Raw genomic sequence first — 24679 nt, 5'->3', positions numbered from 1 at the left:
GGCCCGTGCGATCGCTGGTGACGCTCTTCCAGACCATCTCGGCCTTCCTGGTTCTGTTCTACCTCTACTGCGAATCCCCCGCGTTCCGGCCCCTGTCCTCGGACTGGGCCCGGCCGCGGGGGAGGGTGCGCCTGTTCCTGGTGTTCACGGGCATCACCATCCTGGGCAACTACCTGGGCACCCCGGTGCTCAAGGGCGGGGCCATCATCAACGCCCGGGCCGTGGGGGCGGTGCTGGCGGGGCTCCTGGGGGGACCGGCGCTGGGGGGCCTGGTGGGCGCCACCGCCGGGGTGCACCGCATGAGCCTGGGGGGCATCGCCGCCCTGTCGGGGGCGGTGGCCACCACCCTGGAGGGGCTGCTGGCGGGATTCCTGAACCGCAGGCTGCGGGACCGGCCGGAGGTGCTCATCACCATGCGCACCGCCCTCCTGGCCACCTTCGCCGGGGAGGTGCTGCACATGGGCATCGTGCTGCTGCTGACCCGGCCCTTCCCCGACGCCGTGGAGATCGTCAAGGTCATCGCCCCGCCCATGGTCTTCCTCAACCCCGTGGGCGCGGCCCTGCTCATGGCGGTGCTGATGCACCGGCAGCGGGACCTGGACCGGGTGGCCGCGGCGTCCTCGGCCGCGGCGCTGCGCGTGGCCGAGCGCGCCCTGGGCCTCCTGGGCCGGGGCTTCGGCCCGGCCACGGCGGGGGAGATGGCGGCCATCGTCAAGGAGGAGACCGGGGTCGGGGCCGTGGCGGTGACCGACAACGAGCACGTGCTGGGCTTCGTGGGGCTGGGGGCGGACCACCACCGGCCCGGGGGCCCCATCAGTTCGGCCCTCACCCGGCAGGCCATGCAGGACCGGGCCGTGGTCTTCGCCGACGGCGTGCACCAGGCCTTCACCTGCGGCGTCTCCGGCGACTGCCCCCTGCACTCGGCCCTGGTGGTGCCCCTGGAGGTGGACGGCACGGTGCTGGGCACGGTGCAGCTCTTCGAGCCCAAGAACCGGCGGTTCCTGCACATGAACCGCCGCCTGGGGGAGGGCATCGGGGCCCTGCTCTCCAGCCAGCTGCTCATCGCCAAGTACGAGGAGCAGAAGAACCTCCTGGTCGTGAGCGAACTCAGGCTCCTGCGGGCCCAGGTGAACCCCCACTTCCTCTTCAACTCCCTGAACACCATCATGGCCATCCTCCGCAGCGACGCGGCCCGGGGCCGGGAGCTGGTGGGCCACCTCTCGGGGTACTTCCGCAAGAACCTCCAGCGCCACGGCGAGCTGAGCACCCTGGAGGAGGAGCTGGAGCACATCCGGGCCTACCTGGAGATCGAGAAGGCCCGCTTCGAGGGGCTCCGGGTGGAGATCGACGTGGCCCCGGCCTTCCGGCGGGTGAAGGTGCCCACCTTCACCCTGCAGCCGCTCGTGGAGAACGCCATCCGCCACGGCGTCTCCCGCATGGCCGGGCCGGGCACGGTGCGGATCCTCGCCTTCCCCGAGGGCGGGGCGCTGCGCATCGACGTGGAGGACGACGCGGGGGCCTACGAGGAGGCCCGGCGCTCCCGGGAGGGCCTGGGCCTGCCCATCGTCCGGAAGCGCCTGGCGAGCCTTTTCGGCCCCGGCGCGGGGCCGGAGATCCACTGCGAGCCCGGCGCCCTCACGCGCATGACCCTTCGGGTGCCCCTGGACGGCGGCTTGGTGGAATGATGGAGGCGGAGGTCCGACCATGGCCAACCCCGAGAACGCCATCTTCTACCTGGAATTCCCCGCCACGGACCTGCCGGCGACCAAGGCCTTCTACCACGGGGTCTTCGGCTGGACCTTCACGGACTACGGCCCGGACTACGCGGCCTTCGAGGACGGCCACATGGCCGGAGGCTTCACCCGGGACGAGCCGGGCCCGGGCGGCGCGCCCCTGGCCGTCATCTTCAACAAGGACCTGGAGGCCGCGAGGGAGCGGGTCGTCCGGGGCGGGGGCCGGATCGTGAAGGAGATCTTCGGGTTCCCCGGCGGCCGCCGCTTTCATTTCGCCGATCCCAGCGGGAACGTGCTCGCCGTCTGCACCGATGTGGAATAGGCGGGCCGCGGCCGCGGTCCTCCTGGCCGGGGCCCTCCAGGGCGAGCCCCCCGGGAAGGTCGTGGTCCTGGAGGCCGCCACCACGGGGATCCCGCCCCTTCCGGCCAGCGTGGCCGAGGCCCGCAAGGGCTACGGCCGGGTCCGCAAGGAGCTGGACGCCGCGTACCGGGAGGCCGAGGCCTACCTGGCCGCGGGCTCCCGGGAGCTGGCCGCCCTGGGCCGCACCGGCACCTCGTTCACCCTTCCCGCCTCCCTGGCCCCCGAGGCCCGGACCCTTTCGGGATTCCTGTTCGACGGGGCCTTCCTGGCCCTGGAGGAGCCCCTCCTCCAGCGCTGGAACGAATGGCAGACCACCCTCCTCCGCCAGGGCCTGGCCCGGCCCGCCGAGGCCCAGCGCATGGCCGACGCCATGCGGCTCCTGTCCTCCAGCAAGGCCGAGGTCAGGGACCGGGTCCCCGCCGCGGGCGGCACCCTGGAGGTCCTCTGCGAGGACCCCGCGGGCCAGGACCGCACGGTGCTGCGCCTCCCCCCCAACGTGCGGTGGGTGGAGGTCCTGGCCGTGGACCGGATGCCCTACGGCGCCAACACCGAGTTCGGGAAGCTCGCCACCGCCTACGCCGACGCCCAGGCCACGCTCCTGGCCGAAGCCTGGACCCCCCTCACCGCCCACCTGAAGAAGGAGGCCGCCGCCCTCCTGGACCTGGACCGCACCGCCCCGCCCACGGAAGACCCCGCCCTAAAGGCCCTGAGGCTGATGGCCCGCGTGAACTACATGGAACGCTTCCGCTCGACGCTGTGGTTCTGCCAGGTGGTGTGGGCGCACATGGCGTCCAGGAACGTTTCGTCGATCCGGCAGATGTAGAACCTACGACAGCTTCACCTCGGCCCGCACATGGTTCCCGTCCCCCAGGTATTCCAGCCGGTCGAAGCTGTCCATCTTCGCCATGAAGATGCCCCGGCCATGGTTGTCGAAGAGCCGGGTGGGGTTCGGCTTCACGTAGGTCTGCCAGTCGAAGCCCTTGCCCTGGTCCCGCACCTCGAAGGCGATGCGGTCGGGATGGCGGGTGACTTCCACCTCCACCCACTTGTCCTGGTTCTCGGGGAGGGCCTGGCGGCGGACGATCTCGGCCTTCCAGCCGTTCCTCTCCAGGAGATCGCCCTTCTCCTTGTAGGTGATGCCCAGGTTCCCGTGCTCCAGGGCGTTGACGAGCAGCTCCGAAAGGCCCGTGACGATGCGGGCGGGGTCGGGGCAGGCCTTGGCCAGGAGGTTGGTGAGTTCGTGGCATTCCAGGAGGGTGCGGAAGCGGAAGCGTCCCGTCATCATCATGGAGAGGGGCGTGCCCAGGCGCTCCACCTCGGCGTGGAGCACCCGGATGCGGGCGATGTCCTGGGCGGCGGTGCGCACGATGCCCAGCACCACCCGCTGGGTGAAGGGCTTGGTGAGGTAGTAGTAGGCCCCGGCCTCCATGCCCCGCTGGATGTCCTCGGGGGCGCTGGAGGCGGTCTGGAGGATGACAGGGAGGTCCTTGAGCTGGGCGTTGGCCTTCATGCGCTTGAGAACCTGGAAGCCGTTCATGCGGGGCATCACCAGGTCCATGAGGACCACGTCGAAGGATTCCGGGGCCTTGCGCAGGTGGGCCAGCGCCTCGGAGCCGTCCTCGGCGGCCACGGTCTCCATGCCGGCCCTGCTCAGCACCCGCACCAGGAGCGCGAGGTTCGTGGAATCGTCGTCGGCGACCAGGACTCGGATCTTGCTCATGGGCCCACCCGGGTCGATGATAGCCGCTATTTATGGAACAGGGGGGCCGAGCACTGCTTGCAGTTGGTCTGGTGCGGGGGGTTCCGGGTGCCGCAGTGGGAGCAGATCTTGTCCTGGGACCGCTTCCGGCGGTAGAGGCGCAGGTACATGAGCCCCAGCAGCACGCAGAGGATCACGCCCTTCTGGGGCCCCGTGAGCACGAAGCCGGTGAGGCTCTTCACCCCGGTCTTCGGGGCCTGCTGGGTGACTTCCATGGACGGCTGGAACACGGCTCAGCCCTCCACCTTGAGGATGGCCAGGAAGGCATCCTGCGGGATATCGACGCTGCCGATGGACTTCATGCGCTTCTTGCCTTCCTTCTGCTTGGCCAGGAGCTTCTTCTTGCGGGAGATGTCGCCGCCGTAGCACTTGGCGAGCACGTCCTTGCGCCGGGCCTTGACGTTGGTGCGGGCGATGATCTTGGCGCCGATGGCGGCCTGGATGGCCACGTCGAACATCTGCTGGGGAATGACCTCCTTCATGCGCACCGTGAGGCCGTGGCCCATGGCCTGGCTCTTGGAGCGGTGCACCAGGATGGAGAGGGCGTCCACGGGGTCGCCGTTGACGAGGATGTCCATCTTCACCAGGTCGGATTCCCGGTAGCCCTTCATGTGGTAGTCGAAGCTGGCGTAGCCCTTGGAGATGGACTTGAGCTTGTCGTAGAAGTCCAGCACCACCTCGTTCAGGGGCAGCTCGTAGACGAGCATGACCCGGTCCTTGCCCACGTACTCCAGGCGCTGCTGGAGGCCGCGCCGGTCCTCGCAGAGCTTCAGGAGGCCGCCCACGAAGTCGGGGCGGGTGAGGATGGTGGCCTCGATGATGGGCTCCTCGATGCGCGCGATGCGGGGCAGGGGGGGCAGCTTGGCGGGGTTGTCCACGTCCACCTCGGTGTCGTCGGTGAGGAACACGTGGTAGCGCACCGAGGGGGCCGTGGTGATGAGGTCCAGGTCGAATTCCCGCTCCAGGCGCTCCTGGACGATCTCCATGTGCAGGAGCCCCAGGAACCCGCACCGGAAGCCGAAGCCCAGGGCCTGGCTGGTCTCGGGCTCGTACTTGAACGAGCTGTCGTTGAGCCGCAGCTTGTCCATGGCGTCGCGGAGGCCCTCGTAGTCCTCGCTGTTGGTGGGGAAGATCCCCGCGAAGACCACGGGCTGGAGCTCCTTGAAGCCCTTGAGCATCTCCGTGGAGGGGCGGGTGGTGTTGGACAGGGCGTGGGTGAGGGTGTCGCCCACCTTCACGTCGGCCAGGGTCTTGATGCTGCCGGTGACGTAGCCCACCTCGCCCACGGTGAGCTCGTCCACCTTGGTCATCTTGGGGCTGAAGACGCCCACCTCGTCCACCCGGTGGTCGCTGCCGGTGGCCATGAAGTGCATGGTCTCGCCCGCCTTGAGGGTCCCGTTGACGATGCGGACGAGGCAGACGACGCCCCGGTACTGGTCGTAGTGGCAGTCGAAGACCAGGGCCTGCAGCGGGGCCTTGGGGTCTCCCTTGGGGGGCGGGATGCACTGGACGATCTTCTCCAGCACCTCCAGGCAGTTCTCGCCGGTCTTGGCCGAGACGTTCACGGCGTGGGCCGTGTCCACCAGGCCGATGACGGTGTTGATCTCCTCCAGGACCCGCTCGGGCTCGGAACTGGGCAGGTCGGTCTTGTTGAGGACGGGGAAGACCTCCAGGTCGTTCTCCAGGGCCAGGTAGGTGTTGGCCAGGGTCTGGGCCTCCACGCCCTGGGTGGAGTCCACCACCAGGATGGCCCCCTCGCACGCGGCCAGGCTCCGGCTCACCTCGTAGGTGAAGTCCACGTGCCCGGGGGTGTCGATGAGGTTGAGGGTGTACACCTGGCCGTCCTGGGCCGGGTACTTCAGGGTCACCGCGTGGGCCTTGATGGTGATGCCCCGCTCCCGCTCCAGTTCCATGTCATCCAGGATCTGGGCCTGCATATCCCGCCGGGCGATGGTGTTGGTGAGCTCCAGGAGCCGGTCGGCCAGGGTGGACTTCCCGTGGTCGATGTGGGCGATGATGGAAAAATTGCGGATGAGGTTGGATTCGGTCACGCGTGGCCTTTTGAGGTTCAGTGCGGGGGTTTCCTAGAACCGTCCATTGTATCGTTGAATCCATGGTACGTCTGCTCTTGACCCTCCTCCTGTGCCTGCCGGCCCTGGCCGGGCCCGTGACGGGCCGGGTCACCGACGGGGAGCGGGGCCTGGAGGGGGTCCGGGTCTACCCCGACCGCCCCGTGCGGGTGCGGCCCGGGGCCCACCCGCCCGTGGCCTTCACGGGGGCCGGGGGGGACTTCACCCTGGACCTGGATCCCGCCGACACCGACGTGGTGGTGGAGAAGCCCGGGTTCCAGCGGGACCTGGTCCCCCGGGGGGAGCTGGGCTCGCCCGTGGTCCTGGGCCGGGCCCCGGCCCACCGGAAGGAGAAAGTCCTGGTGGTGCGCCTGGACTTCCCGGACCAGGCCCCCCTTCGCACCGACGCGGAGCTGCGGGCCCTCTTCTTCGGCCGGGGGCCGGGGGAGGCCACCGCCGCCAACTACTTCTATGAGATCAGCAAGGGGAGCCTGGAACTGGAGGAGGGCGCCTTCCTCCACCTGGCCGACACCGTCCACCCCGCGCCCCGCACGGACGCCCAGCGGGGGGAGCTCGTCGCCTGGGTCCTGGCCCGGCTCAAGACCCTGGACCTGAAGCCCTTCGATCGGGTCAACAACCGCACCGGCCTCCCGGTTCCGGACGGCAAGCCCGATCACCTCTGGATCGTCCCCCCCGGCCCCCCCGGCACCGTGACCCAGAGCCGGAAGGAGCTCACCGCCATCTGCCTCCTGGAGCCCCTCCCCTGGAACCGCTCCGTGCAGTGGCCCGCGGTCTTCTTCACGGACGAGACGCCCCTGGGCTTCGTCGTGCACGAGGCCCTCCACGCCATGGGGGAGAACCGCGTGGACGACTTCTACCTGGATTCCCGGCACCCCCTCACCGCCGGCGCCTGGGACGTGATGGACGCCGGGATGTTCCGGGGCTGGGACCGTTTCCACCCCGGGGCGGGCCCCTGGCAGGAGGACACGGCCTACAGCCCCTCCCAGCCCATGGGCTGGGTGCGCACGGACCTCTGGTACCACGGCGCCTTCCGGGACACCGTGGCCACCCGGGTGGTGCGCCGGACCTGGGAGGGGTGGATGGACCCCCTGGAGCGGGCCCCCCGGGACCTGCCCCAGCGCCTGGTCATCCCCGACCCCCGCCGCCGGGGCCGGTTCTGGGAGCTGGACGTGCGCCGCCCCCTGGGCTTCGACCGGGGCCGGGTGGGGGGCCGCTGGGGCCCGGGCTTCGAAGGCCTCGTGGTGGCCCGGGTCGACCCCGGGCTCCTCACCCGAGGCGAGCCGAAGGGCCCCGTGCGCATCCTCGACGCCCACCCCGGGACCCCCGAGCCGCCCGCGCCCAGCTACCCCGGGGGCCGGTGGCAGCTGGACGACGCCGCCTACAACCTGGGCCCCGGCGAGGTCCCGGCGGGCCGGGACGGGCCCCTGGCCTGGGACGTTCTGGAGGCCGACGCCTCGGGCCGGCTCCGGATCCGGGTCGTTCTGAAATAGGCCCACAATATTTCCCGCCTTCGCCCGTCTTCAGGGGTAGAAGGAGGAAACCCTGGAAGCCGCCCGGATGTATGAACAGGATCGCCAGATCACCGAAGCCGTCGCCCGGGAGGGCTCCAGGCTCCGGAACTTCATCCGGCGGTGGGTGCCGGACGAGGCCGACGCGGAGGACGTCCTGCAGGAGGTCTTCTTCGAACTGGTGGAGGCCCAGCGGCTCATGACGCCGCTGCGCGAGGCGGGAGCCTGGATGTTCCGGGTGGCCCGCAACCGCATCACCGACCTCTTCCGGCGCCGGGGGCGGGAGGCGCGGGCCCCCTTCGAACGGGACCTGGACGGCGAGGCGCTGGCCCTGGAGGAATGGCTGCCCTCCCGGGACGCGGGCCCCGAAGCGGCCTTCGCCAGGCGGGTGCTGCTGGAGGAGCTGGACGCGGCTCTGGAGGAACTGCCCGAGGACCAGCGCCGGGTCTTCGTGGCCCACGAACTGGAAGGACGGACCTTCAAGGAACTGGCGGCGGCCACGGGCGTGCCCGTGAACACGCTGCTTTCGAGGAAACGATACGCGGTCCTGCACCTGCGCAAGCGGCTGCGGGCCATCTACGAGGAGTACGTCGATGTTCAGGCATAGGGGAATGAACGTCCGCAAGGGGATCGGCATCGCCGTCCTGGGCGTGGCGGCGGTGGCGGTGCTGGGCTGGGTGGTCATGGCCCTCTGGAACGGGATCATGCCGATGACTTTCGGGCTGAAGGCCATCGGGTTCTGGCAGGGGCTGGGCCTCCTGGTGCTGTCCAGGATCCTCTTCGGAGGGTTCCACCGGAGCCACGGCGGGGCCTGGCACCGGCGGCACCACCTCATGCGCCGCTGGGAGGCCATGACCCCCGAGGAGCGCGAGGCCTTCCGGCAGGGGATGCACCGGCATGGCTGCGGGTGGGGCGGGCGTCAACCCGAGGGAAAATCCGAATAGATGGAGGGGATTTGCGTCCGGACCTTGGCAGGGGCCGTGGTGCTGGGGGTCAAGGGTTCCCATCCTGTTCATCCTTTTCATCGTTTTCATCCCTGTTCCGCAGGGCCGGCGATGGGTTGGGTCGGCGCGCGCATTACCCGCATGGGCCTACCCAACCAAGCCTTGGCCCTGGGTAACGGGGATGAACGCCGATGGAGGGGATGAAGGGGATGGAGCCTTCTTTCGGGAATCAAATTGGAAGGGCATCGCCCCGGAGGGGGAGTGCAGCGTATAGTGAGGCATGTCCGGAGGCCCCATGCGCGGTTCCCTGTCCTTGCTTCTCTTCCTGGGGTTCGGCGCCGCCGCCCTGGCGGGGCCGGCCCCGGAGGGGCCCATGGCGAAGGTCCGCGCCCAGGCTTCGGCCCTGGCGGCCCGGGCCCTGGCCTCGGACCAGGCCTACCGCAACCTGGGATCCCTTTGCGACGACGTGGGGCACCGGCTCAGCGGATCGGCCAGCTACGGCAGAGCGGTGCAGTGGGGGCTCCAGGCCATGCGGGACGCGGGGCTCCGGAACGTCCACACCGAGAAGGTGATGGTCCCCCACTGGGTGCGCAACGGGGAATCGGCCCGCATGGAGGCGCCAACGCCACAGGAGCTCAGCATCCTGGGCCTGGGCATGAGCGTGCCCACCCCCAAGGGCGGCATCACGGCCGACGTGGTCGTGGTGTCCTCCCTGGAGGAGCTGGCCACCCTCAAGGACGACCAGGTCAAGGGGCGCATCGTCCTCTTCGAGTCCCCCTTCAAGGGCTACGGCCCGGGGGCGCGCATGCGCTTCTCGGGGGCCTCGGCGGCGGCGCGCAAGGGGGCGGTGGCCATGCTCCTGCGCTCCGTGGCCTCCCTGAGCTTCGACACGCCCCACACCGGCAGCCTCCACTACGACGCCGACGCCCCGGCCATCCCCGCGGCGGCCGTGAGCGTGGAGAACGCCATGATGATGCGCCGCCAGTGGGACCGGGGCCAGCGCATCCGGGTGCACCTGGAGATGAACTGCGAGACCCTCCCCGACGTGGAGGCCGCCAACGTCGTGGGCGAGCTCCCGGGCTCGTCCAGGCCGGGGGAGATCGTCCTCGTGGGCGGGCACCTGGATTCCTGGGACGTGGGGCAGGGGGCCCAGGACGACGGGGTGGGATGTGTCCTGTCCCTGGCCGCCGCGAACCTCATCCATGAGCAGGGCCTGAGGCCGGCCCGCACCGTGCGGGTGGTGTTCTTCGCCAACGAGGAGAACGGGAACCGGGGCGGGGAGGCCTACCTCGCCCGGCACCGGTCCGAAATGAAGGACCACGTGGCGGCCATCGAGACGGATTCGGGCAACGGCCTGGCCCGGGGCTTCTCCCTGGAGCTGCACGCCCCCGAGGGCGGGAAGGCCCCGGATGCCCAGAAGGCCCTGGCGGTGCTCTCGGGCCTGGCCCCCATGCTGGAGCCCCTGGAGGCCGGACACCTGGTGCTGGGCCACGGCGGCGTGGACATCGAACCGTCGGTGATGGTGGGGGTCCCCGGCCTGGGCATGAGCCACGACACCGCCAAGTACTGGGAGGTCCACCACTCCAAGGCCGACACCTTCGACAAGATCAACAAGGAGGACCTGGCGAAGAATTCCGCCATCCTCGCCGTGGCGGTGTACGCCCTGGCGGACATCCCCGGCCGGCTCCTGGAACCCTAGGATCCTGTGATTGGCATCAATTTCCTTTTCTTTCGCCTTTTCCCGTCCCGCCCTTCGGTCGATGGGAAAACAAAGGAAAGGAAGGGATTTTCCCTGCCCGACCCCCCCGGGCCGCCGTCCGAAAATGAACTTTCCGGTTCGGTTGATTCAATAATTTAAGATACTCTGATCCCTTAGACAGACTAAATGGCGGCCCATGGATCCTGTGCTCTATTCCTACTACATACCGAGGCATGACCCTGAGGTTGTGGCCAGGAACGTGGTGCGGGCGCATCTGGCTGATCACCTGCTCATGTGGCGGCGCATCTCCGACGCCTGCGAGCTGGTCTACCTCGCCACCTGCCAGCGGGTCATCTTCATGTTCTGGGGCGGGGACGGCACCACCCTGGGCTTCGACCCGGACATCGAATGCTTCCAGGGGGAGGCCGCCTGGCGGCACCTGCTGGAAGTGGCCACCGGCCTCAACAGCGCCAATCTGGGCGACCGGGAGATCGTGGGCCAGATGAAGCAGGCCCTGCAGACGGCCAAGGAGACCCGCACCGCGGGCCACGAGGCCCAGGCGGCCTTCGAGGACATCCTGCGGGAGGCCCAGCGCCTGCGCACCCGCATCGGCCTGGACGACGGCAGCGCCAGCGTGGCCACGGCCGCCCTGCGCCACCTGGAGACGACCCTGGCCCCCAACGCCAAGGTGGCCATCGTGGGCGTGGGCCCCATGAGCCGGTACCTGGCCCAGCGCCTGCCCGAGCGCGGCTTCCAGATCACCATGTCCAACCGCACCCTGGCCAAGGCCGAAGCCTTCGGCCTGCCCCTGGTGCCCCTGGCCCAGCTCCAGATGGACCCGGAGGGCTTCGACGCCGTGGTCACCGCCACCGCCAGCTCCGCCCCCCTCTTCACCAAGGGGAACTGGGAACGCCTGGACCGGCCGCCCGTGAAGCTGGTGGACCTGGCCCTCCCCTACGACACCGAACCGGAAATGGACGATATCCCCTGGGTCACCCGGGTGGATCTGTCCACCTTCCTGGCGGAGACGGAAGGCGGGCGCATGAAGAGGCGGGAAGCCGCCGTCCATGCGGAACCCTTCATCGTCGGCGCCGTGGAGCGCCTGCGCCGCCGCGCGGACGCCCGGATCCAGAAGCACGCCAACCGCACCGCCGCGGACCGCCTCACGGACGCGTGGGAGGCCATGGAGGCGGAAGCCGTGGCGCCCGGAAGCGTGCTCGCCGGTCTCGACCCCGCCCAGATGGAAGCCCTGGAGGCCCTCCTGAAGCGCGGCCGGACCCTGGCCTTCCGGGCCCTCAACCTTCAACGTGAGCCAGCCCTGGAAGGACGATGAAAATCACACTGGGCACCCGGGGATCCCTCCTCGCCGTGCAGCAATCGGAAGACCTGGTGGCCCATCTGCGGGCGGCCGGACATGAAATCCTCTGGAAGCGCTTCACCACCCACGGCGATCAGTGGCTCGCCGGCCCCCTGGGCAAGGAGGAGGGCGCGGGCTTCTTCACCAAGGAACTGGAGGACGCCCTCCTGTCCAAGGACGTGGACCTGCTCATCCATTCCTTCAAGGACGTGGCCCTGGACCGCCCCGCGGGCATCGTCACGGCCTGCGTGCCCCGGCGGGAGGATTCCGCCGACTGGCTCGTCATGCGGCCCGACGCGCCGGAGAACCCGGTCATCGGCACCAGTTCCGAACGGCGCCTGAGGTTCCTCTCCCAGGCCCTGCCCAAGGCCACCTTCACCTGGATCCGCGGCAACGTGCCCACCCGGCTCCAGCGGGTGAAGGACGGCGTGCTGCGGGACGCGCCCCTGCACGGCACCGTGCTGGCCGCCGCCGGCCTGCGCCGCCTGGGCCTGGATCTCACGGGCCTCACGGTGCGGCCCTTCGGGCCCCGGGAGCTGCTCCCGGCCCCGGCCCAGGGCGCCCTCCTGGCGGAATGCCGGGCGGAGGACACGGCCATCCTCGAGGCCCTCAAGGATTTCCACCACCCCCTCACCCGCACCTGCGTGACCCTCGAACGGGGCGTCCTGCGGGGCATCGGCGGCGGCTGCCAGCAGCCCCTGGGCGCCCTCTGCACCCAGGAGCCCGGCGGCTTCCATCTCCAGGCGGCCTTCGCGGGCCCCGACGGCATCCGCTGGGCCGAATCCCGCGGCACGGATGAGGATGCCCTCGTCGCCGAGGTCCTCCGGGGGCTGGGGCTGTGAAACGCGTGGGCCTCGCCCGCGCCCAGGAAGACGCGATGAGCCGGGCCGTTGCGGCCGCAGGCTGGGAACCCGTCCCCTACCATGTCACCGCCATGGAGGCCACGGGCGCCCCCGCTCCGCATCCGCGCCCCGACGGCGTCATCGTCCTCAGCCCCACCGCGGCCCGCCTCGCCCGGATCCCCCCGGGGGTGCCCTGCCTGGCCCAGGGGGCCGCCACCGCCCGGGCCCTGGAGGGCCGCGAGGTGCTCACCAGCGCCCTCCCCCAGGCCGAAGGCCTCGTGCAGCTGCTCAAGGACCGCTTCCCCGGGGGCGGGACCTTCCTCCTGGCCCGGGCCGAACGGAGCCGGGAGCACCTGGAGGACGCCCTCCGGGGCACGGTGTGGTCGGTGCTGCCCTGGATCACCCACCGGGAAGTGCCCCTGGACCCCCCGCCGGCCCCGCCCGCCCTGGACGCCGTCCTGGCCCTGAGCCCCCTGCAGGCCGAAGTGCTGGGCCCCCTCTCCGGGGACCGCCTGCGCCTGGCCTGGGGTGAACGAACGGACCGGGCTTTCGCCCAAGTGGGATATCCTTCCCATGGCTGGTGCGTGCCCCAGCTTCCCGCCCTGCAGCAACTCCTGTCTTCACGAGGTTGACCATGCTGATCCGATCCCGCCGCCTGCGCACCACCACCGCCATGAGGGACCTGGTGGCCGAGACCACCGTCCAGGCCCGGAACCTCATCCAGGGCCACTTCGTGCAGCCCGGCAAGGATTCCACCGAGATCTCCAGTCTCCCCGGCATCTCCCGCAACAGCGTGGAGGCCACGGTGCGCCAGGTGGAGTCCGACCTGAAGCTGGGCCTGCGCAGCCACCTCTTCTTCGGCGTGCCCGACCCCTCCGACAAGGCCCCCGACGCCCACGCCGCCCACGACCACGAGGGCATCGTGCCCGTGACCGTGCGCCGCCTGAAGAAGGAGTTCGGCTCCGACGTCATCGTCATGACCGACGTGTGCCTCTGCGCCTACACGGACACCGGCCACTGCGGCGTCAACGAGGGCCCGGTGATCGTCAACGACCGGAGCGTGGAGATCCTGGCCCGCATGGCCGTGGCCCACGCCGAGGCCGGCGCCGACATGGTGGCCCCCTCCGACATGATGGACGGCCGCATCCGGGCCATGCGCGAGGCCATGGACGCCCAGGGCTTCACCCAGACCGGCATCCTCAGCTACGCCATCAAGCACGCCGGCGCCTACTACGGGCCCTTCCGCGAGGCCGCGGACTCCTCCCCCAAGTTCGGCGACCGCCGCAGCTACCAGATGGATCCCCGCAACGCCCGGGAGGGGCTGCGGGACGCCCTGTTGGACCTGGAGGAGGGCGCCGACGCCCTCATGGTCAAGCCCGCCATGCCCAACCTGGACCTGATCTGGCGCCTGAGGGAGAAGACCCTCTGCCCCATCGCCGCCTACCACGTCTCGTCCGAATTCAGCAGCGTCAAGGCCGGGGCCCGCATGGGCTGGCTGGACGAGGCCAACCTCTTCAGGGAGCACCTGCTGGCCATCCGCCGCGCCGGCGCCGACTGGATCGTCACCTACGTGGCCCGCGAGGCCCTTGAGAAGAAGTGGATCTGACCATGAGCAACGACACCCTGTTCCAGGAAGCCCTCACCCACTTTCCTGGCGGCGTCTCCAGCCCCGTGCGTGCATTCCGCGCCGTGGGCGGGACCCCGAAGTTCTTCCGCAAGGCCTGGGGCAGCCGCTTCGAGGACGAGGAGGGCCGCCGCTACGTGGACCTCTGCATGTCCTGGGGCCCGCTGATCCTCGGCCACGCCGTCCCCGAGATCATCTCCGCGGCCGTGGAGGCCATGCAGGAGGGCCTCACCTTCGGCGCCCCCAGCCGGCGCGAGCTGGCCCTGGCCCGGCGCATCAAGTCGATGGTGCCCTTCCTGGACAAGATGCGGTTCGTTTCCTCGGGCACCGAGGCCGTGATGTCCGCCCTGCGCGCGGCCCGCGGCTACACGAAGCGCGAGCGCATCCTGAAGTTCGACGGGTGCTACCACGGCCACAGCGACGCGATGCTCGTGAAGGCCGGCTCGGGCCTGGTGACCTTCGGCGAGCCCAGCAGCGCCGGCGTGCCCCGGGGCTTCGCGGACCTGACCACCGTCATCAGCCTGGACGACCTGGAGGCCCTGGAGGCCACCTTCGACAAGCTGGGCCACGAGCTCGCCGCGGCCATCATCGAGCCCATCCCCGCCAACAACGGCCTCCTGGTGCAGGACACGACCTTCCTCAGGCGCCTGCGGGAGCTGTGCAACGCCTACGGCGTGGTGCTGATCTTCGACGAGGTCATCAGCGGCTTCCGGGTGGCCCCCGGCGGCGCCGCGGAGCTCCTGGGCATCACCCCGGACCTGGTCACCTACGGCAAGATCATCGGCGGCGGCATGCCGGTGGGCCTCTACGGCGGCCGCAAGGACATCATGGCCGTCATCTCCCCGGACGGCCCCGTGTACCAGGCCGGCACCCTCAGCGGCAATCCCGTGGCCATGGCCGCGGGCCTGGCCACCCTCGAGCGCCTCACGCCCAACGTCTACCGAAGCCTGGACCAGAAGGGGGCCCAGTGGGCCGCCGCCTTCGAGAAGATGCCCGGCCTCCACGTTCCCCGGGTGGGCAGCCTCCTGTGGCCTCTCTTCCAGCCCGGCGTCAAGCGCGCCGACCGCGTGGAATCCGGCGCCATCGCGCGGTTCAACAAGATGCACGGCCTGCTGCTGAAGGAGGGCGTCTACCTGCCCCCCTCCGGCTACGAAGTGGCCTTCCTCTCCGCCGCCCACGGCGACGAGGAACTGGCCCACGTGGAACGCGCCATCGGCGTGGTCGCCGCCGCCCTCAAGAACGAAGACTAGAACGGAACCGCCATGACTCCTCAGCTCGTACGCGCCCTCCGGGGTGAAGTTCTGCCCACGCCCCCCATCTGGTTCATGCGCCAGGCCGGGAGGTTCCTGCCCGAGTACCGCAGGATCCGCGAGAAGGCCTCCTTCGAGGACCTGCTCTACGATTCGGACCTGGCCGCCGAGGTGACCCTCCAGCCCGTGCGCCGCTTCCCCAAGCTGGACGGCGCCATCATCTTCTCGGACATCCTGGTGATCCTGGAGGCCCTGGGCTGCGGCGTGGTCATCCCCGAAGGGGGCCCCCGCCTCACCCGGACCCTGGACCAGGTGGACCCCGACGTGCTCCTGGACGAGAAGGTGTTCGAATCCGTCCAGGCCGCCCTGCGCAAGGTGCGGGCCGCCCTGCCCGAGGACAAGGCCCTGCTGGGCTTCGCCGGCGCCCCCTGGACCCTCCTGGCCTACGGCCTGGAAGGCAAGGGCAGCAAGAACTGGGTGCGGGCCAAGTCCTTCCTGCACCAGGAGCCCGCCAAGGCCCGCCTGTGGCTGGACCGCCTCGCGGACGCCTCGGCGCGCCTCCTGAACCTCCACATCGGCGCCGGCGCCCAGGGCGTGCAGCTCTTCGACACCTGGGCCGGGGAACTGGACCGGGAGGACTACGAGACGTTCGCCCTTCCGGCCGCCCACCGGGCCCTGGCCCAGGTGGAGGGGGCCCCCCGGCTCTACTTCCCCCGGGGCATCCTGCCCTCCAGCCTCGGGACCCTGCCCTGCGAAGGGTTCGCCGTGTCCTGGCAGGTGCCCATGGCCCAGGCCCGGGCCCAGTTCCCCGGCAAGGTGCTCCAGGGCAACCTGGACCCCACGGCGCTGCTTGCGGGCGAGGAAACGGCCGTGCGCAAGGCCAAGGCCATCGTGCAGGTCATGAAGGGCGCCCCCCACGTGTTCAACCTCGGCCACGGGCTCCTTCCGGAGACGGACCCGGCGGTGGTGGGGGCCGTGATCGACGCGGTGAAGGGATAGTTGACCTGAAGCATCCCCTTTCTCTGCGAAAATGGCATCTGGAGGTTCCGAAGATGGCCCTGTCCCTCTCCGACCTGATCAAGCACTACGACCGCCCCGGACCCCGCTACACCGGCTACCCCATGCCGCCGGTGTGGACCGAGGGCTTCCCCCAGGAGGAGGTGGCCGAGGCCCTGGCCCGCGCCGACGCGGACCCGGAGCCCCTCTCCCTCTACGCGCATCTCCCCTTCTGCAAGCGCCGCTGCTCCTACTGCGGCTGCAACGTGGTGGTGAGCCCCCACTATTCGCCCGTGGACGGCTTCCTGAAGTCCCTGGAGACCGAGGTGGAGATGTGGGCCTCCCACCTCCCCAACCGGCGCAAGGCCATCCAGCTCCACTGGGGGGGCGGCACGCCCACCTACCTGAACGTGGCCGACCTGAGGCGCACCTTCAAGCTCATCACGGACCGCTTCCCGCTGCTGCCCGGGGCCGAGGTGTCCATCGAGGTGGACCCCACCTTCCTGGAACCCGACCAGCTTCCCGCCCTGCGGGAGATGGGCTTCAACCGCGTGTCCTTCGGCGTGCAGGACCTGGACGAGCGCGTGCAGGAACTCATCACCCGGGGCCAGACCTGGGACCAGACCCTCACCACCGTGCGCCAGGCCCGCGACCTGGGCTTTCCCGGCGTGAACCTGGACCTGGTGTACGGCCTGCCCGGGCAGACCCTGGCCACCTTCCGGCGCACCCTGGAGAGCACGCTGGAGCTGAACCCGGACCGCATGGCCATCTACGGCTTCGCCTACCTGCCCAAGGTCATGCCCTACCAGCGCAGCATCCCCGCCGAGACCCTGCCCAGCCCTGAGCTGCGCCTGGACCTGCTGCTCCTGGCCGTGGACATCCTGGAGAAGCACGGCTACGTCGCCATCGGCATGGACCACTTCGCCCGCCCCGGCGACGAGATGGCCCGGGCCGTGAAGGAAGGCCGGCTCATCCGCAACTTCATGGGCTACGCCGTGGCCGCGGGCTCCGACCTCCTGGGCTTCGGGCCCAGCGCCATCTCCAACGTGGCCGGCGTCTACTCCCAGAACGAGAAGATCCTCACCAAGTGGGAGCGGGACATCGCCGAGGGCCGGTTCTCCGTGCACAAGGGCCACCGCCTGGACGGCGAGGACCTCATGCGCCGCTGGCTCATCCACGAGCTCATGGGCACCTTCGAGCTGCGCTGGGCGGACCTGGCCAAACGCTACGGCATCGACGGGCCGGCGCACTTCGCCGGCGCCATCGAGGAACTGAAGGAGGAGGTCCCCTTCGGCACCGTGGAGGTGCGCGACGAGGGCATCTTCATCACGCCCCTGGGCCGGCGCTTCGTGCGCAACATCGTCCAGCCCTTCGACGCCTACCTCAAGAAGCTGGCCGCGAGCACGCCGTTCTCGAGAACCGTGTGAGGCCGGACACCGCCGTCGTCCTCCTGAACCTGGGAGGGCCCCTGCGTTCCCGGGACGTGGAGGGCTTCCTCTACCGCCTCTTCTCCGACCGGGACATCATCAAGTTCCCGGGCCCCGCGTTCCTGCAGCCGCTGTTCGCGACCCTGCTGTCCAAGGGGCGGCGGAAGGAAGTGATGGGGCGCTACGACGAGATCGGCGGCGGCAGCCCCATCCTGCGGGAGACCGCGCGCCAGGCCGCGGCCCTGCGCGCGGCACTGCGCGAGGCCGGGCGCGCCGAGCCCGTGAAGATCGCCTTCCGCTACACGTCCCCCCGGGCCGCGGGGGTGCTGCGCTCCCTGAAGGGCCAGGGCATCCGCCGCGTCGTGCCGGTCACCCTCTATCCCCACGACTGCCGCGCCACCACGGGCTCCAGCCTGGTGGAGCTGGAGCGGGAGGCCCGGGCCCTGGGCCTGGAGGTCCTGCCCGGCGTCCTGCACTACGCCACCGACCCCGACTACCTGGAGAGCCTCGCGGTTCCCCTGGAGGCCGCCCTGCGCGAGGTCCCCGGCGCCACCGTGGTCTTCTCCGCCCACAGCCTTCCCGTGAGGCAGATCGAGCAGGGCGACGCCTACCAGCGGGAGATCGAGGCCACGGTGGAGGCCCTCAAGGCCCGCGTGGGGCCGGTCCCCGGCGGCTTCCGACTGGCGTACCAGAGCAAGGTGGGCCCCATCAAGTGGCTGGAGCCGGAGCTGGGCTCGGTGCTGCGGACCCTGGGGGGCCGGGACATCATCGTCCTCCCTGTGAGCTTCGTCACCGAGCACATCGAGACCCTCCACGAACTGGATATCCTCTTCAGGGACGTGGCCCGCGAGGCCGGCGTGCGCAGCTACCGGCGCCTGCCGGCCCCCGCCGCCGATCCCGCCTACATACGCTGTCTGGCGCGGCGCACCCTGTCGGTACTGTGAAAGCGAGGCATCCATGACCACCTTGATCCTGGGCGGAGGCATCACCGGACTGCTGGCGGCGTACTACCTGCAGGAGCGGGGCGAGGCCGCGGAGGTTTGGGAGGCCGAGGAGGCCGTGGGCGGCTGGGTGAAGACCCTCCCCTGGACCGCCGAGGACGGCCGCCCCGGGCGCATCGAGCGGGGCCCCCAGGGGGTCCTGGTGACCCCGGGAAGCCGCACCGACGCCCTCTTCAAGGCCCTGGACCTGCCCCTCAAGAGCCCCGGCAAGGGCGCGCGGTGGGTGGGCACCGGGGGCCGGCTGGTGCCCGTGCCCGCGCATCCCGTGGGCCTTTTCGGCACCCCCCTCATGTCCTGGTCCACCAAGTTCCGCATGTGCTTCGAGCCCTTCATGCCCGTGGGCCCCGAGGAGCCCGAGGAGGGCCTTTCGGAATTCATGGCCCGCCGCGCCGGCCCCGGCATCGCCACCGAACTGCTGCCGCCCATGGTGGCCGGCATCCTGGCTTCCCCCGCCGAGCTCCTGAGCGTGGACGCCATCCCCAAGCTGCGCCAGTGGGAGTCCTACGGCAGCCTCCTGCAGGGCATCATGAAGAGCGGCGTCAGCCACCTGCAGGTGCCCGAGGGCGGCATGGGCAGCCTGCCCCTGCGCGTCGCCTCGCGCCTGGCGGCGGTGAAGACGGGCCTGCGGGCCGAGTCCCTGGAACGCGCCGCCGACGGCACGTGGCGGGTGAAGGGCCAGGGCCTGGAGCGCGTGGCCGACCGGGTCATCCTGGCGCTGCCCGCCTTCGAGGCCGCGCGGCTCCTGGCGCCCCACGCGGAGACCTCCGCCCGGGCCCTCTCGGAGATCCCCTACACCTCCGTGAAGCTCTGGCACAGCCGCCACGCGAACCTGGCCCCCTTCAAGGACGGCTTCGGCTTCCTCATCCACCCCAAGGAGGGCCGCCCCTACCTGGGCTCCCTGGTGCCCAGCTGGATCGACGCCGGCTGCGCCCCCGGGGACCGCATGCAGCTGCGCAGCTTCATCGGCGATTCGCAGCTGTGGGGCGACCCCGACCCCGCCACCCCCAAGGACTGGGCCTGGACCCTGGGCCGGCTCCGCCACTGGGTGCCCGAGCTTTCCGAGGCCTTCCAGACCCGGGAGGAGATCAGCCCCAACGCCATCCCCCGGGCCGAGAAGGGCCACCGCGGCCGCGTGCGCCGGGCCCTGGAGGGCCTGCCCCAGGGCCTGCACTGGCTGAGCAACGCCCGGTTCGGACCGGGCGTGCGGGACGTCATCGAGGGCCTGGAGCCCTGGCTGGAAACGCTCTGAACTACTTGCCCTTTTCCAGGGTCCCCGAGTAGGAGCCCAGGTTCGTCTTGGGGGCCTTGAAGCCGAAGGCGTCGTGGTTCACGCTCACGAACACCGTGAGCAGGAACAGCACGAAGGCCAGCAGGGGCGCGCCGCGCTTGCGGGTGGCCAGGGCCTTGGGGCTCATCTCGGAGAACATCATCACCAGGAGCACCAGGACCAGCTTCCAGTGGAGGTAGAGGGCCTGGAAGGGCTCGGCCCCGGCCTTGAACTTCATCCCCAGGAGCGCGAGGCCCAGGAGCAGGGCGATGCGGAAGCCCCAGGCGGCCGTGCGCTTCCACAGGACGGAGGTGAGGCCCTGGAGGTCCTCGCGGCTTTCCTCGAAGCCCACCAGGAGCAGGATCACGGCAGCCGAGCCTCCGGCCAGGGCGAAGGCGATGACGTGGAGGCTCCGGAGCAGATTGAACGTATCGAAATGGGGCATTTCCTACCTCGCGCTGGGATGGGCCTGAAAACCCGATTGTCCTACATTAACCCCCGGGGCGGAAGGACCCGACCCATGTATGATGAATTCGATCCTCCTATGGGAAAACCATGGCCAAGACCATCGGCAAGTATGAAATAATCCGCTCCCTCGGTTCGGGGGCCATGGGCGAAGTGTTCCTCGCCCGGCAGGCGGCCATCGGCCGGGAGGTGGCCATCAAGACCATCCTCGCCAACGTGGCCAAGGGGGAGGAGGCCGAGGGCCGGTTCCGCCGCGAAGCGGAGGCCGCCGGCAAGCTGAGCCACCCCAACCTGGTGACCATCTTCGATTTCGACAAGGACGGCGACACGTTCTACCTGGTGATGGAGTTCGTGAAGGGCGACGACCTGGACGACGTCATCAAGCACCAGGCCCTGTCCCACTCCCAGTTCCTGGAGGTGCTGGCCCAGGTGTGCGACGGCCTCAGCCACGCCCACCGCAACGGCATCATCCACCGGGACATCAAGCCCGCCAACGTGCGGGTCATCCGGGACGGCAAGCACCTCCAGGCCAAGGTCATGGACTTCGGCATCGCGCGGGTGGAGGACAGCAACATGACCGCCACCGGCATCGTCATGGGCACCGTCAGCTACATGGCGCCCGAGTACATCCGCAGCGGCCACGCCACGACCCAGTCCGATCTCTTCGCCGTGGGCGTGATGCTCTACGAGTGCCTCACGGGGCGCAAGCCCTTCGCCGGGGACAACACCACCACCATCCTCTTCAAGATCGTCTCCGAGACCGCCCCCCCCATCGACCTGAGCGCCATCCACGGCATCAGCCCCAGCATCCGGAACGTCCTGGACAAGGCCCTTTCCAAGGAGCCCGGGGACCGCTTCCAGACCGCGGACGACTTCGCCAAGGCCCTGCGGGCCTGCAAGGACCCTAGCTGGACCGGCACCCTGGACGAGGCCACCGCCATGATCACGAAGCACCAGGAGGCCCTGGCCCAGGCCCCGCCGCCGCCCTCCGACGACACCCGGCTCGTGCCGCGCCAGGCCCCGCCCACGGTCGTGGAGCGGGTGGCGCCGGCCGAAGGCACCGCGGTCCTCGCGCCGGTCCCGGCGGGGAAGGGCGGGGGCCGCACCGGCCTCTTCGCCGCCGCGGGGGCCGCGGCCCTGGCGGTCCTGGCCGGCGGGGGCTACCTGGCCCTGCGCCCCAAGGCCGCGCCCGCGCCCGAAGCGCCGCCCCCCGTCCAGGCCCCGCCCCGGGCCGAGGCCGCCCCCCCGGCCCCCGCTCCCGCCCCCCAGGCCGAGGCGCCCCGGCCCGTGCCCGCGGCCCAGGTCGAATCGCGGCCCGTTCCCGTCAAGGCTGAGGCCGTTAAGGCGGAGCCCCCCAGGCCCGAGCCCGTGAAGCCCGCCCCGGCCAAACCCGAACCCCCGAAACCCGAGGCCACCGGCGCCAAGGCCGTCGCGGCCCTGCTGAACGCGGATCCCCGCCAGGCCGCGGCGCAGGCCCGGACCCTGGCCGCCAACGAGCCCGGCAATGCCGAGGTGCAGGGCCTGTACCTCGCGGCCCTCTACCGGAGCGGGAACGCCTGGGACTTCGAGCGCGCCCTCTCCCGGGCCGCGGCTTCGGGCGTCACCGTCAAGAAAATGCTCGCCGCGGCCCCCGCGTTCCGGGAGGCCCTGGCCCAGGAGAGCCGGCTCCGCAAGGCCAAGCCCCCCGCCGGGATCCTGCCGGATGATGTGATGGCCAAGATCCTCGCGGGGCTGTAGCTACTTCACGAGGTTCTCCAGCCACTTGGTGAAGGTGCGCTCGACCTTCTCCCGGAAGTCCTGCTTCAGGCGGTTCTCGGCCTGGAAATCGGAGACGCCCAGGCCCTTGGCCTCGATCTCCACGGATTCGTACTCCGTGCCGGCGCGGTCCCGGAGGGTGATGGAGAGGACGCCCCGGGCCACGATGATGCCGGTGTCCTTGGTGGTGGTGTGGCTGACCCAGCCGCCCCGCCACCATCCGTTCCACTGGGCGTGGGACACGTCCACCTTGGCGGTCCTGGCGTCGGAGCGGTAGTCCAGCACCAGCTGGAATTCGCCGTTGCGCTCGGCCCAGCCCAGGCCGGTCCTGAGGGCGGCGTTGCGCAGGATGGCCGCGATCTGGCTGGCCCCGGCGCCCCCTTCCAGGCTCAGGGTGAGCGAACCCCGCAGCTGGTCCATCTGGCGATCCACGGCCAGCTTTCCGGCGCGGATATCGCCCCGGAGGCGGGGATCCCCCCCGCCGGCGGCCAGGAGCGCCGCCATGTCGTCCAGCTTGGCCAGCTCCACCTGGGCGTTCTTGAGGCGATTGAGCTGGCGCAGGCGCTCCCGGGGGGCGCCCGGGGTCTCGGATTCCTGGAAGAGATCGTTCTTCTGGGCCGTGAACCGGGCCCTGAGCTCGCGCTCGGCCACGGGCACGTCCAGGTACGCCAGGGCGTAGGCCGTGGCCCCCTTCACGTCCACCCAGGTCTCCTCCACGGAAAGCCCGGGCAGTTCCGTGGCCGAGGCCTGGATGCTGGTGTTCTGGCCGACCTGCTGTTCCGAGGTGCCCGTGAGGGGGCCCCCGGTCTGCCGCGTCATGGTGGCCTTGGTGGAGACGTTGGTCTCGGACTTGACGCTGGCCCGGAGCCGGCTCAGCACCTCGCCCCGGGCGTTCTGGGAGGCCTGGGTGAGGGCCTGGGCCTCGCTGGGCGCCACGGGGGCCAGGCCCATGGCGTAGACCCGCCCGGCCTGGTCGGGGAGGGCCGTGATCCACATGGGTTTCACGAGCCCCTGCCGGATCGTGGGGGCCTGCGCCCACCCGGCGCCGGAACAAAGGCCAGCGAGAAGAAGGATTCCGATCTTCATGTTGATTTCTCCTAGGGCGGGGCATTCGGCGTTCGCGAAAAGATGCTAGGATTGATGCCGCAAATATGCCAGCTTATGGTTTGCAGCACAATGCCGTCGGCGTACGAATCTTCCTGGCGCGCGGGTCGTTCCGGCCCCACCCTGGGAGCACCTTCAGGAACCTGTCCACCCCCATTCCCCTCCAAGGAGTCCCCATGCGTCTTTCCCGATACCTCCCCGTGGGCCTGGCCATGGCCGGCCTGGTGGCCTGCGGCGGCCCCAAGACCGAACCCAACAAGGTGCCCGTGACCACCACCCAGACCAAGAACGCCCCCAGCTGGATCGACAACGAGGAGATCCCCGACGGCCTCGCCGCCGTGGGCATCGCCCAGCCCAATCCCATGGGCGACAAGTCCATGATGCGCACCGTGGCCGTCGCCGACGCCCGCACCAAGCTGGCCGGGAAGCTCAAGGTCCGCGTGCAGAACATGTTCAGCCAGCTCAACCAGCAGGTCACCACCGCCGCGGCCGACAACACCAAGAAGCCCATCAAGACCGACGTCATGAACCGGGTCATCGAGAACGTCACCCGCCAGCTGGTGGACCAGGAACTCGCCGGCACCACCACCCGCAACTACTGGAACGACCCCTCCGACGGCAACCTCTACGTCTTCGTGGTCATGACCAAGGAGACCATGGACCGCGCCCTGGCCGGCGCGGCCCAGAGCCAGATCCGCAAGGAGATCGCCCAGGGCGAGCAGAGCCTCAACGCGGCGCTGGACAAGCTGGACGCGGCCATCGCGGCTAGCGAACCCAACCAGCATTAGGGGGAGTACGGGTTCCGGACCTGCGTCAGGGATTCGCTGACGCAGGCAAGCTGCGTCAGCGGATAGCCCGGCACGAGGGGGGCGGGGGTGTTGGCACGCTCCGGCTTCGGGGGAGGAAGAGGTGTGGGTGGGCGGTGGGCTCCCCGGGTGGGCCTAGGGTCGGGGGGGCACGCTGCGAGTCGTGGGGGATGGATGTGTGGGGGCGCCGACGCTGACTGGTTTGGGTGGCTCGCCATCTCCGGCGTGGGGTAAGGATAGAATGGGGGGAGGAGACGGCTTGTGAGGACGTTGCTTCGATTCCTGTTTTCGGCGGTGGGGTTGCTCGTCGCATCGTACTTCGTGAGGGGGATCCATCACGGGGCCTTCATCGACCTGGTGGCGGTGGCGGTCATCCTGGGGGCGTTGAACGCGACGCTGGGGATGCTGCTGCGGTTCGTGGCCTTCGTGCCGCTGGCGTGCAGCCTGGGCTGCCTGGGGCTCTTCATCAACGGGCTGGTGTTCTGGGCCGCGAGCTGGGTGGCCACGGGCCTGGGCCTGGATTTCCGGGTTTCGGGATTCTGGGCGGGCTTCTTCGGGGCCCTGGTCTCCAGCATCTGCGCCACCGTCCTGGAGACCGTCCTCATCGGCAAGGAAGACAAGGGCCGCCCGGAAGGTCCCAGGCGCATCAAAATCATCAATTAGAACGTGTCCCGGACTTCCGCCCCGGTTA

24 protein-coding genes are annotated in these 24679 nt (G+C 70.2%); 19 read left to right on the top strand and 5 right to left on the bottom strand.

From position 1 onward, the window contains the following. Positions 1–5 precede the first annotated feature (5 nt). The 3 genes from R2J76_RS16215 to R2J76_RS16205 are packed head-to-tail and all read left to right on the top strand — an operon-like array spanning position 6 to position 2917. Positions 6–1685, top strand: coding sequence for a LytS/YhcK type 5TM receptor domain-containing protein (locus tag R2J76_RS16215; RefSeq protein ID WP_316412680.1), 1680 nt, complete (start codon positions 6–8; stop codon positions 1683–1685). Positions 1686–1704: 19 nt separating this feature from the next. Further along, on the top strand, positions 1705–2055 hold the full coding sequence (locus tag R2J76_RS16210) for a VOC family protein (RefSeq protein ID WP_316412679.1): 351 nt from the start codon (positions 1705–1707) through the stop codon (positions 2053–2055). Next, on the top strand, positions 2045–2917 hold the full coding sequence (locus R2J76_RS16205; RefSeq protein ID WP_316412678.1) for a hypothetical protein: 873 nt from the start codon (positions 2045–2047) through the stop codon (positions 2915–2917). The genes R2J76_RS16210 and R2J76_RS16205 overlap by 11 nt, the downstream gene beginning before the upstream one ends. 3 nt (positions 2918–2920) lie before the next feature. Here R2J76_RS16205 and R2J76_RS16200 read toward each other — a convergent pair whose 3' ends face one another. From R2J76_RS16200 to lepA, 3 genes are read right to left on the bottom strand one after another with little or no spacing between them, the layout of a single operon-like run. After that, positions 2921–3814 carry an ATP-binding response regulator gene (locus tag R2J76_RS16200; RefSeq protein ID WP_316412677.1) on the bottom strand — a complete coding sequence of 298 codons (894 nt, stop codon included), beginning with the start codon at positions 3812–3814 and terminating at the stop codon, positions 2921–2923. Positions 3815–3840: 26 nt separating this feature from the next. Then, entirely contained in the window at positions 3841–4083 is a 243-nt protein-coding gene (locus R2J76_RS16195) for a hypothetical protein (protein WP_316412676.1), read from the bottom strand. A gap of 3 nt (positions 4084–4086) precedes the next feature. Further along, the gene (gene lepA / locus R2J76_RS16190) at positions 4087–5904 is read right to left on the bottom strand and encodes a translation elongation factor 4 (protein ID WP_316412675.1); all 1818 of its coding nucleotides are present in this window, start codon (positions 5902–5904) and stop codon (positions 4087–4089) included. 62 nt (positions 5905–5966) lie between these two features. Between lepA and R2J76_RS16185 the strand changes: the two genes are divergently transcribed. The 13 genes from R2J76_RS16185 (at position 5967) to R2J76_RS16125 (ending at position 19840) form a co-directional block, all read left to right on the top strand. Then, on the top strand, positions 5967–7433 hold the full coding sequence (locus tag R2J76_RS16185) for a carboxypeptidase-like regulatory domain-containing protein (RefSeq protein WP_316412674.1): 1467 nt from the start codon (positions 5967–5969) through the stop codon (positions 7431–7433). A 67-nt stretch (positions 7434–7500) separates the two neighbouring features. Next, positions 7501–8058: an RNA polymerase sigma factor gene (locus R2J76_RS16180; protein ID WP_316412673.1), complete on the top strand. Its 558-nt coding sequence runs from the start codon at positions 7501–7503 to the stop codon at positions 8056–8058. Beyond that, positions 8045–8395, top strand: coding sequence for a hypothetical protein (locus R2J76_RS16175; RefSeq protein WP_316415905.1), 351 nt, complete (start codon positions 8045–8047; stop codon positions 8393–8395). The genes R2J76_RS16180 and R2J76_RS16175 overlap by 14 nt, the downstream gene beginning before the upstream one ends. A 295-nt stretch (positions 8396–8690) precedes the next feature. After that, positions 8691–10094: a M20/M25/M40 family metallo-hydrolase gene (locus R2J76_RS16170; protein ID WP_316412672.1), complete on the top strand. Its 1404-nt coding sequence runs from the start codon at positions 8691–8693 to the stop codon at positions 10092–10094. A 262-nt stretch (positions 10095–10356) separates the two neighbouring features. Then, positions 10357–11427, top strand: coding sequence for a glutamyl-tRNA reductase (locus R2J76_RS16165; RefSeq protein ID WP_316412671.1), 1071 nt, complete (start codon positions 10357–10359; stop codon positions 11425–11427). Continuing rightward, positions 11424–12293 carry a hydroxymethylbilane synthase gene (gene hemC, locus R2J76_RS16160; RefSeq protein WP_316412670.1) on the top strand — a complete coding sequence of 290 codons (870 nt, stop codon included), beginning with the start codon at positions 11424–11426 and terminating at the stop codon, positions 12291–12293. Before R2J76_RS16165 ends, hemC begins: the two co-directional genes overlap by 4 nt. Positions 12294–12328: 35 nt before the next feature. Further along, positions 12329–12925, top strand: coding sequence for a uroporphyrinogen-III synthase (locus R2J76_RS16155; protein ID WP_316412669.1), 597 nt, complete (start codon positions 12329–12331; stop codon positions 12923–12925). Between the two features lie 2 nt (positions 12926–12927). After that, positions 12928–13899, top strand: coding sequence for a porphobilinogen synthase (gene hemB / locus R2J76_RS16150; RefSeq protein WP_316412668.1), 972 nt, complete (start codon positions 12928–12930; stop codon positions 13897–13899). Between the two features lie 2 nt (positions 13900–13901). After that, on the top strand, positions 13902–15167 hold the full coding sequence (gene hemL, locus R2J76_RS16145; RefSeq protein ID WP_316412667.1) for a glutamate-1-semialdehyde 2,1-aminomutase: 1266 nt from the start codon (positions 13902–13904) through the stop codon (positions 15165–15167). A 12-nt stretch (positions 15168–15179) separates the two neighbouring features. Further along, a complete protein-coding gene (hemE, locus tag R2J76_RS16140; RefSeq protein ID WP_316412666.1) occupies positions 15180–16166 on the top strand; it encodes a uroporphyrinogen decarboxylase in 987 nt (328 codons plus the stop codon). A gap of 53 nt (positions 16167–16219) precedes the next feature. Beyond that, a complete protein-coding gene (hemN, locus tag R2J76_RS16135; RefSeq protein ID WP_316412665.1) occupies positions 16220–17590 on the top strand; it encodes an oxygen-independent coproporphyrinogen III oxidase in 1371 nt (456 codons plus the stop codon). Continuing rightward, entirely contained in the window at positions 17587–18534 is a 948-nt protein-coding gene (gene hemH, locus R2J76_RS16130; protein WP_316412664.1) for a ferrochelatase, read from the top strand. The genes hemN and hemH overlap by 4 nt, the downstream gene beginning before the upstream one ends. Positions 18535–18547: 13 nt before the next feature. Next, positions 18548–19840 carry a protoporphyrinogen/coproporphyrinogen oxidase gene (locus R2J76_RS16125; RefSeq protein ID WP_316412663.1) on the top strand — a complete coding sequence of 431 codons (1293 nt, stop codon included), beginning with the start codon at positions 18548–18550 and terminating at the stop codon, positions 19838–19840. A gap of 1 nt (position 19841) precedes the next feature. Here R2J76_RS16125 and R2J76_RS16120 read toward each other — a convergent pair whose 3' ends face one another. Beyond that, positions 19842–20303, bottom strand: coding sequence for a hypothetical protein (locus tag R2J76_RS16120; protein WP_316412662.1), 462 nt, complete (start codon positions 20301–20303; stop codon positions 19842–19844). Between the two features lie 110 nt (positions 20304–20413). Here R2J76_RS16120 and R2J76_RS16115 point away from each other — a divergent pair, with 110 nt between their 5' ends. After that, positions 20414–22060 (top strand): serine/threonine-protein kinase, encoded by a 1647-nt coding sequence (locus R2J76_RS16115; protein ID WP_316412661.1) that lies wholly within the window; start codon positions 20414–20416, stop codon positions 22058–22060. Here R2J76_RS16115 and R2J76_RS16110 read toward each other — a convergent pair whose 3' ends face one another. Further along, positions 22061–23164 carry a hypothetical protein gene (locus R2J76_RS16110; RefSeq protein WP_316412660.1) on the bottom strand — a complete coding sequence of 368 codons (1104 nt, stop codon included), beginning with the start codon at positions 23162–23164 and terminating at the stop codon, positions 22061–22063. A 194-nt stretch (positions 23165–23358) separates the two neighbouring features. Between R2J76_RS16110 and R2J76_RS16105 the strand changes: the two genes are divergently transcribed. Continuing rightward, complete coding sequence (locus R2J76_RS16105) at positions 23359–23970, top strand: LPP20 family lipoprotein (protein WP_316412659.1); 612 nt, start codon at positions 23359–23361, stop codon at positions 23968–23970. A 279-nt stretch (positions 23971–24249) separates the two neighbouring features. Continuing rightward, complete coding sequence (locus R2J76_RS16100) at positions 24250–24651, top strand: phage holin family protein (RefSeq protein ID WP_316412658.1); 402 nt, start codon at positions 24250–24252, stop codon at positions 24649–24651. Positions 24652–24679 lie beyond the last annotated feature (28 nt).

This window comes from Mesoterricola silvestris (assembly GCF_030295405.1).
In the GTDB taxonomy this organism is placed as follows: domain Bacteria; phylum Acidobacteriota; class Holophagae; order Holophagales; family Holophagaceae; genus Mesoterricola; species Mesoterricola silvestris.
This window is presented reverse-complemented; position numbering and strand designations above follow the sequence as displayed.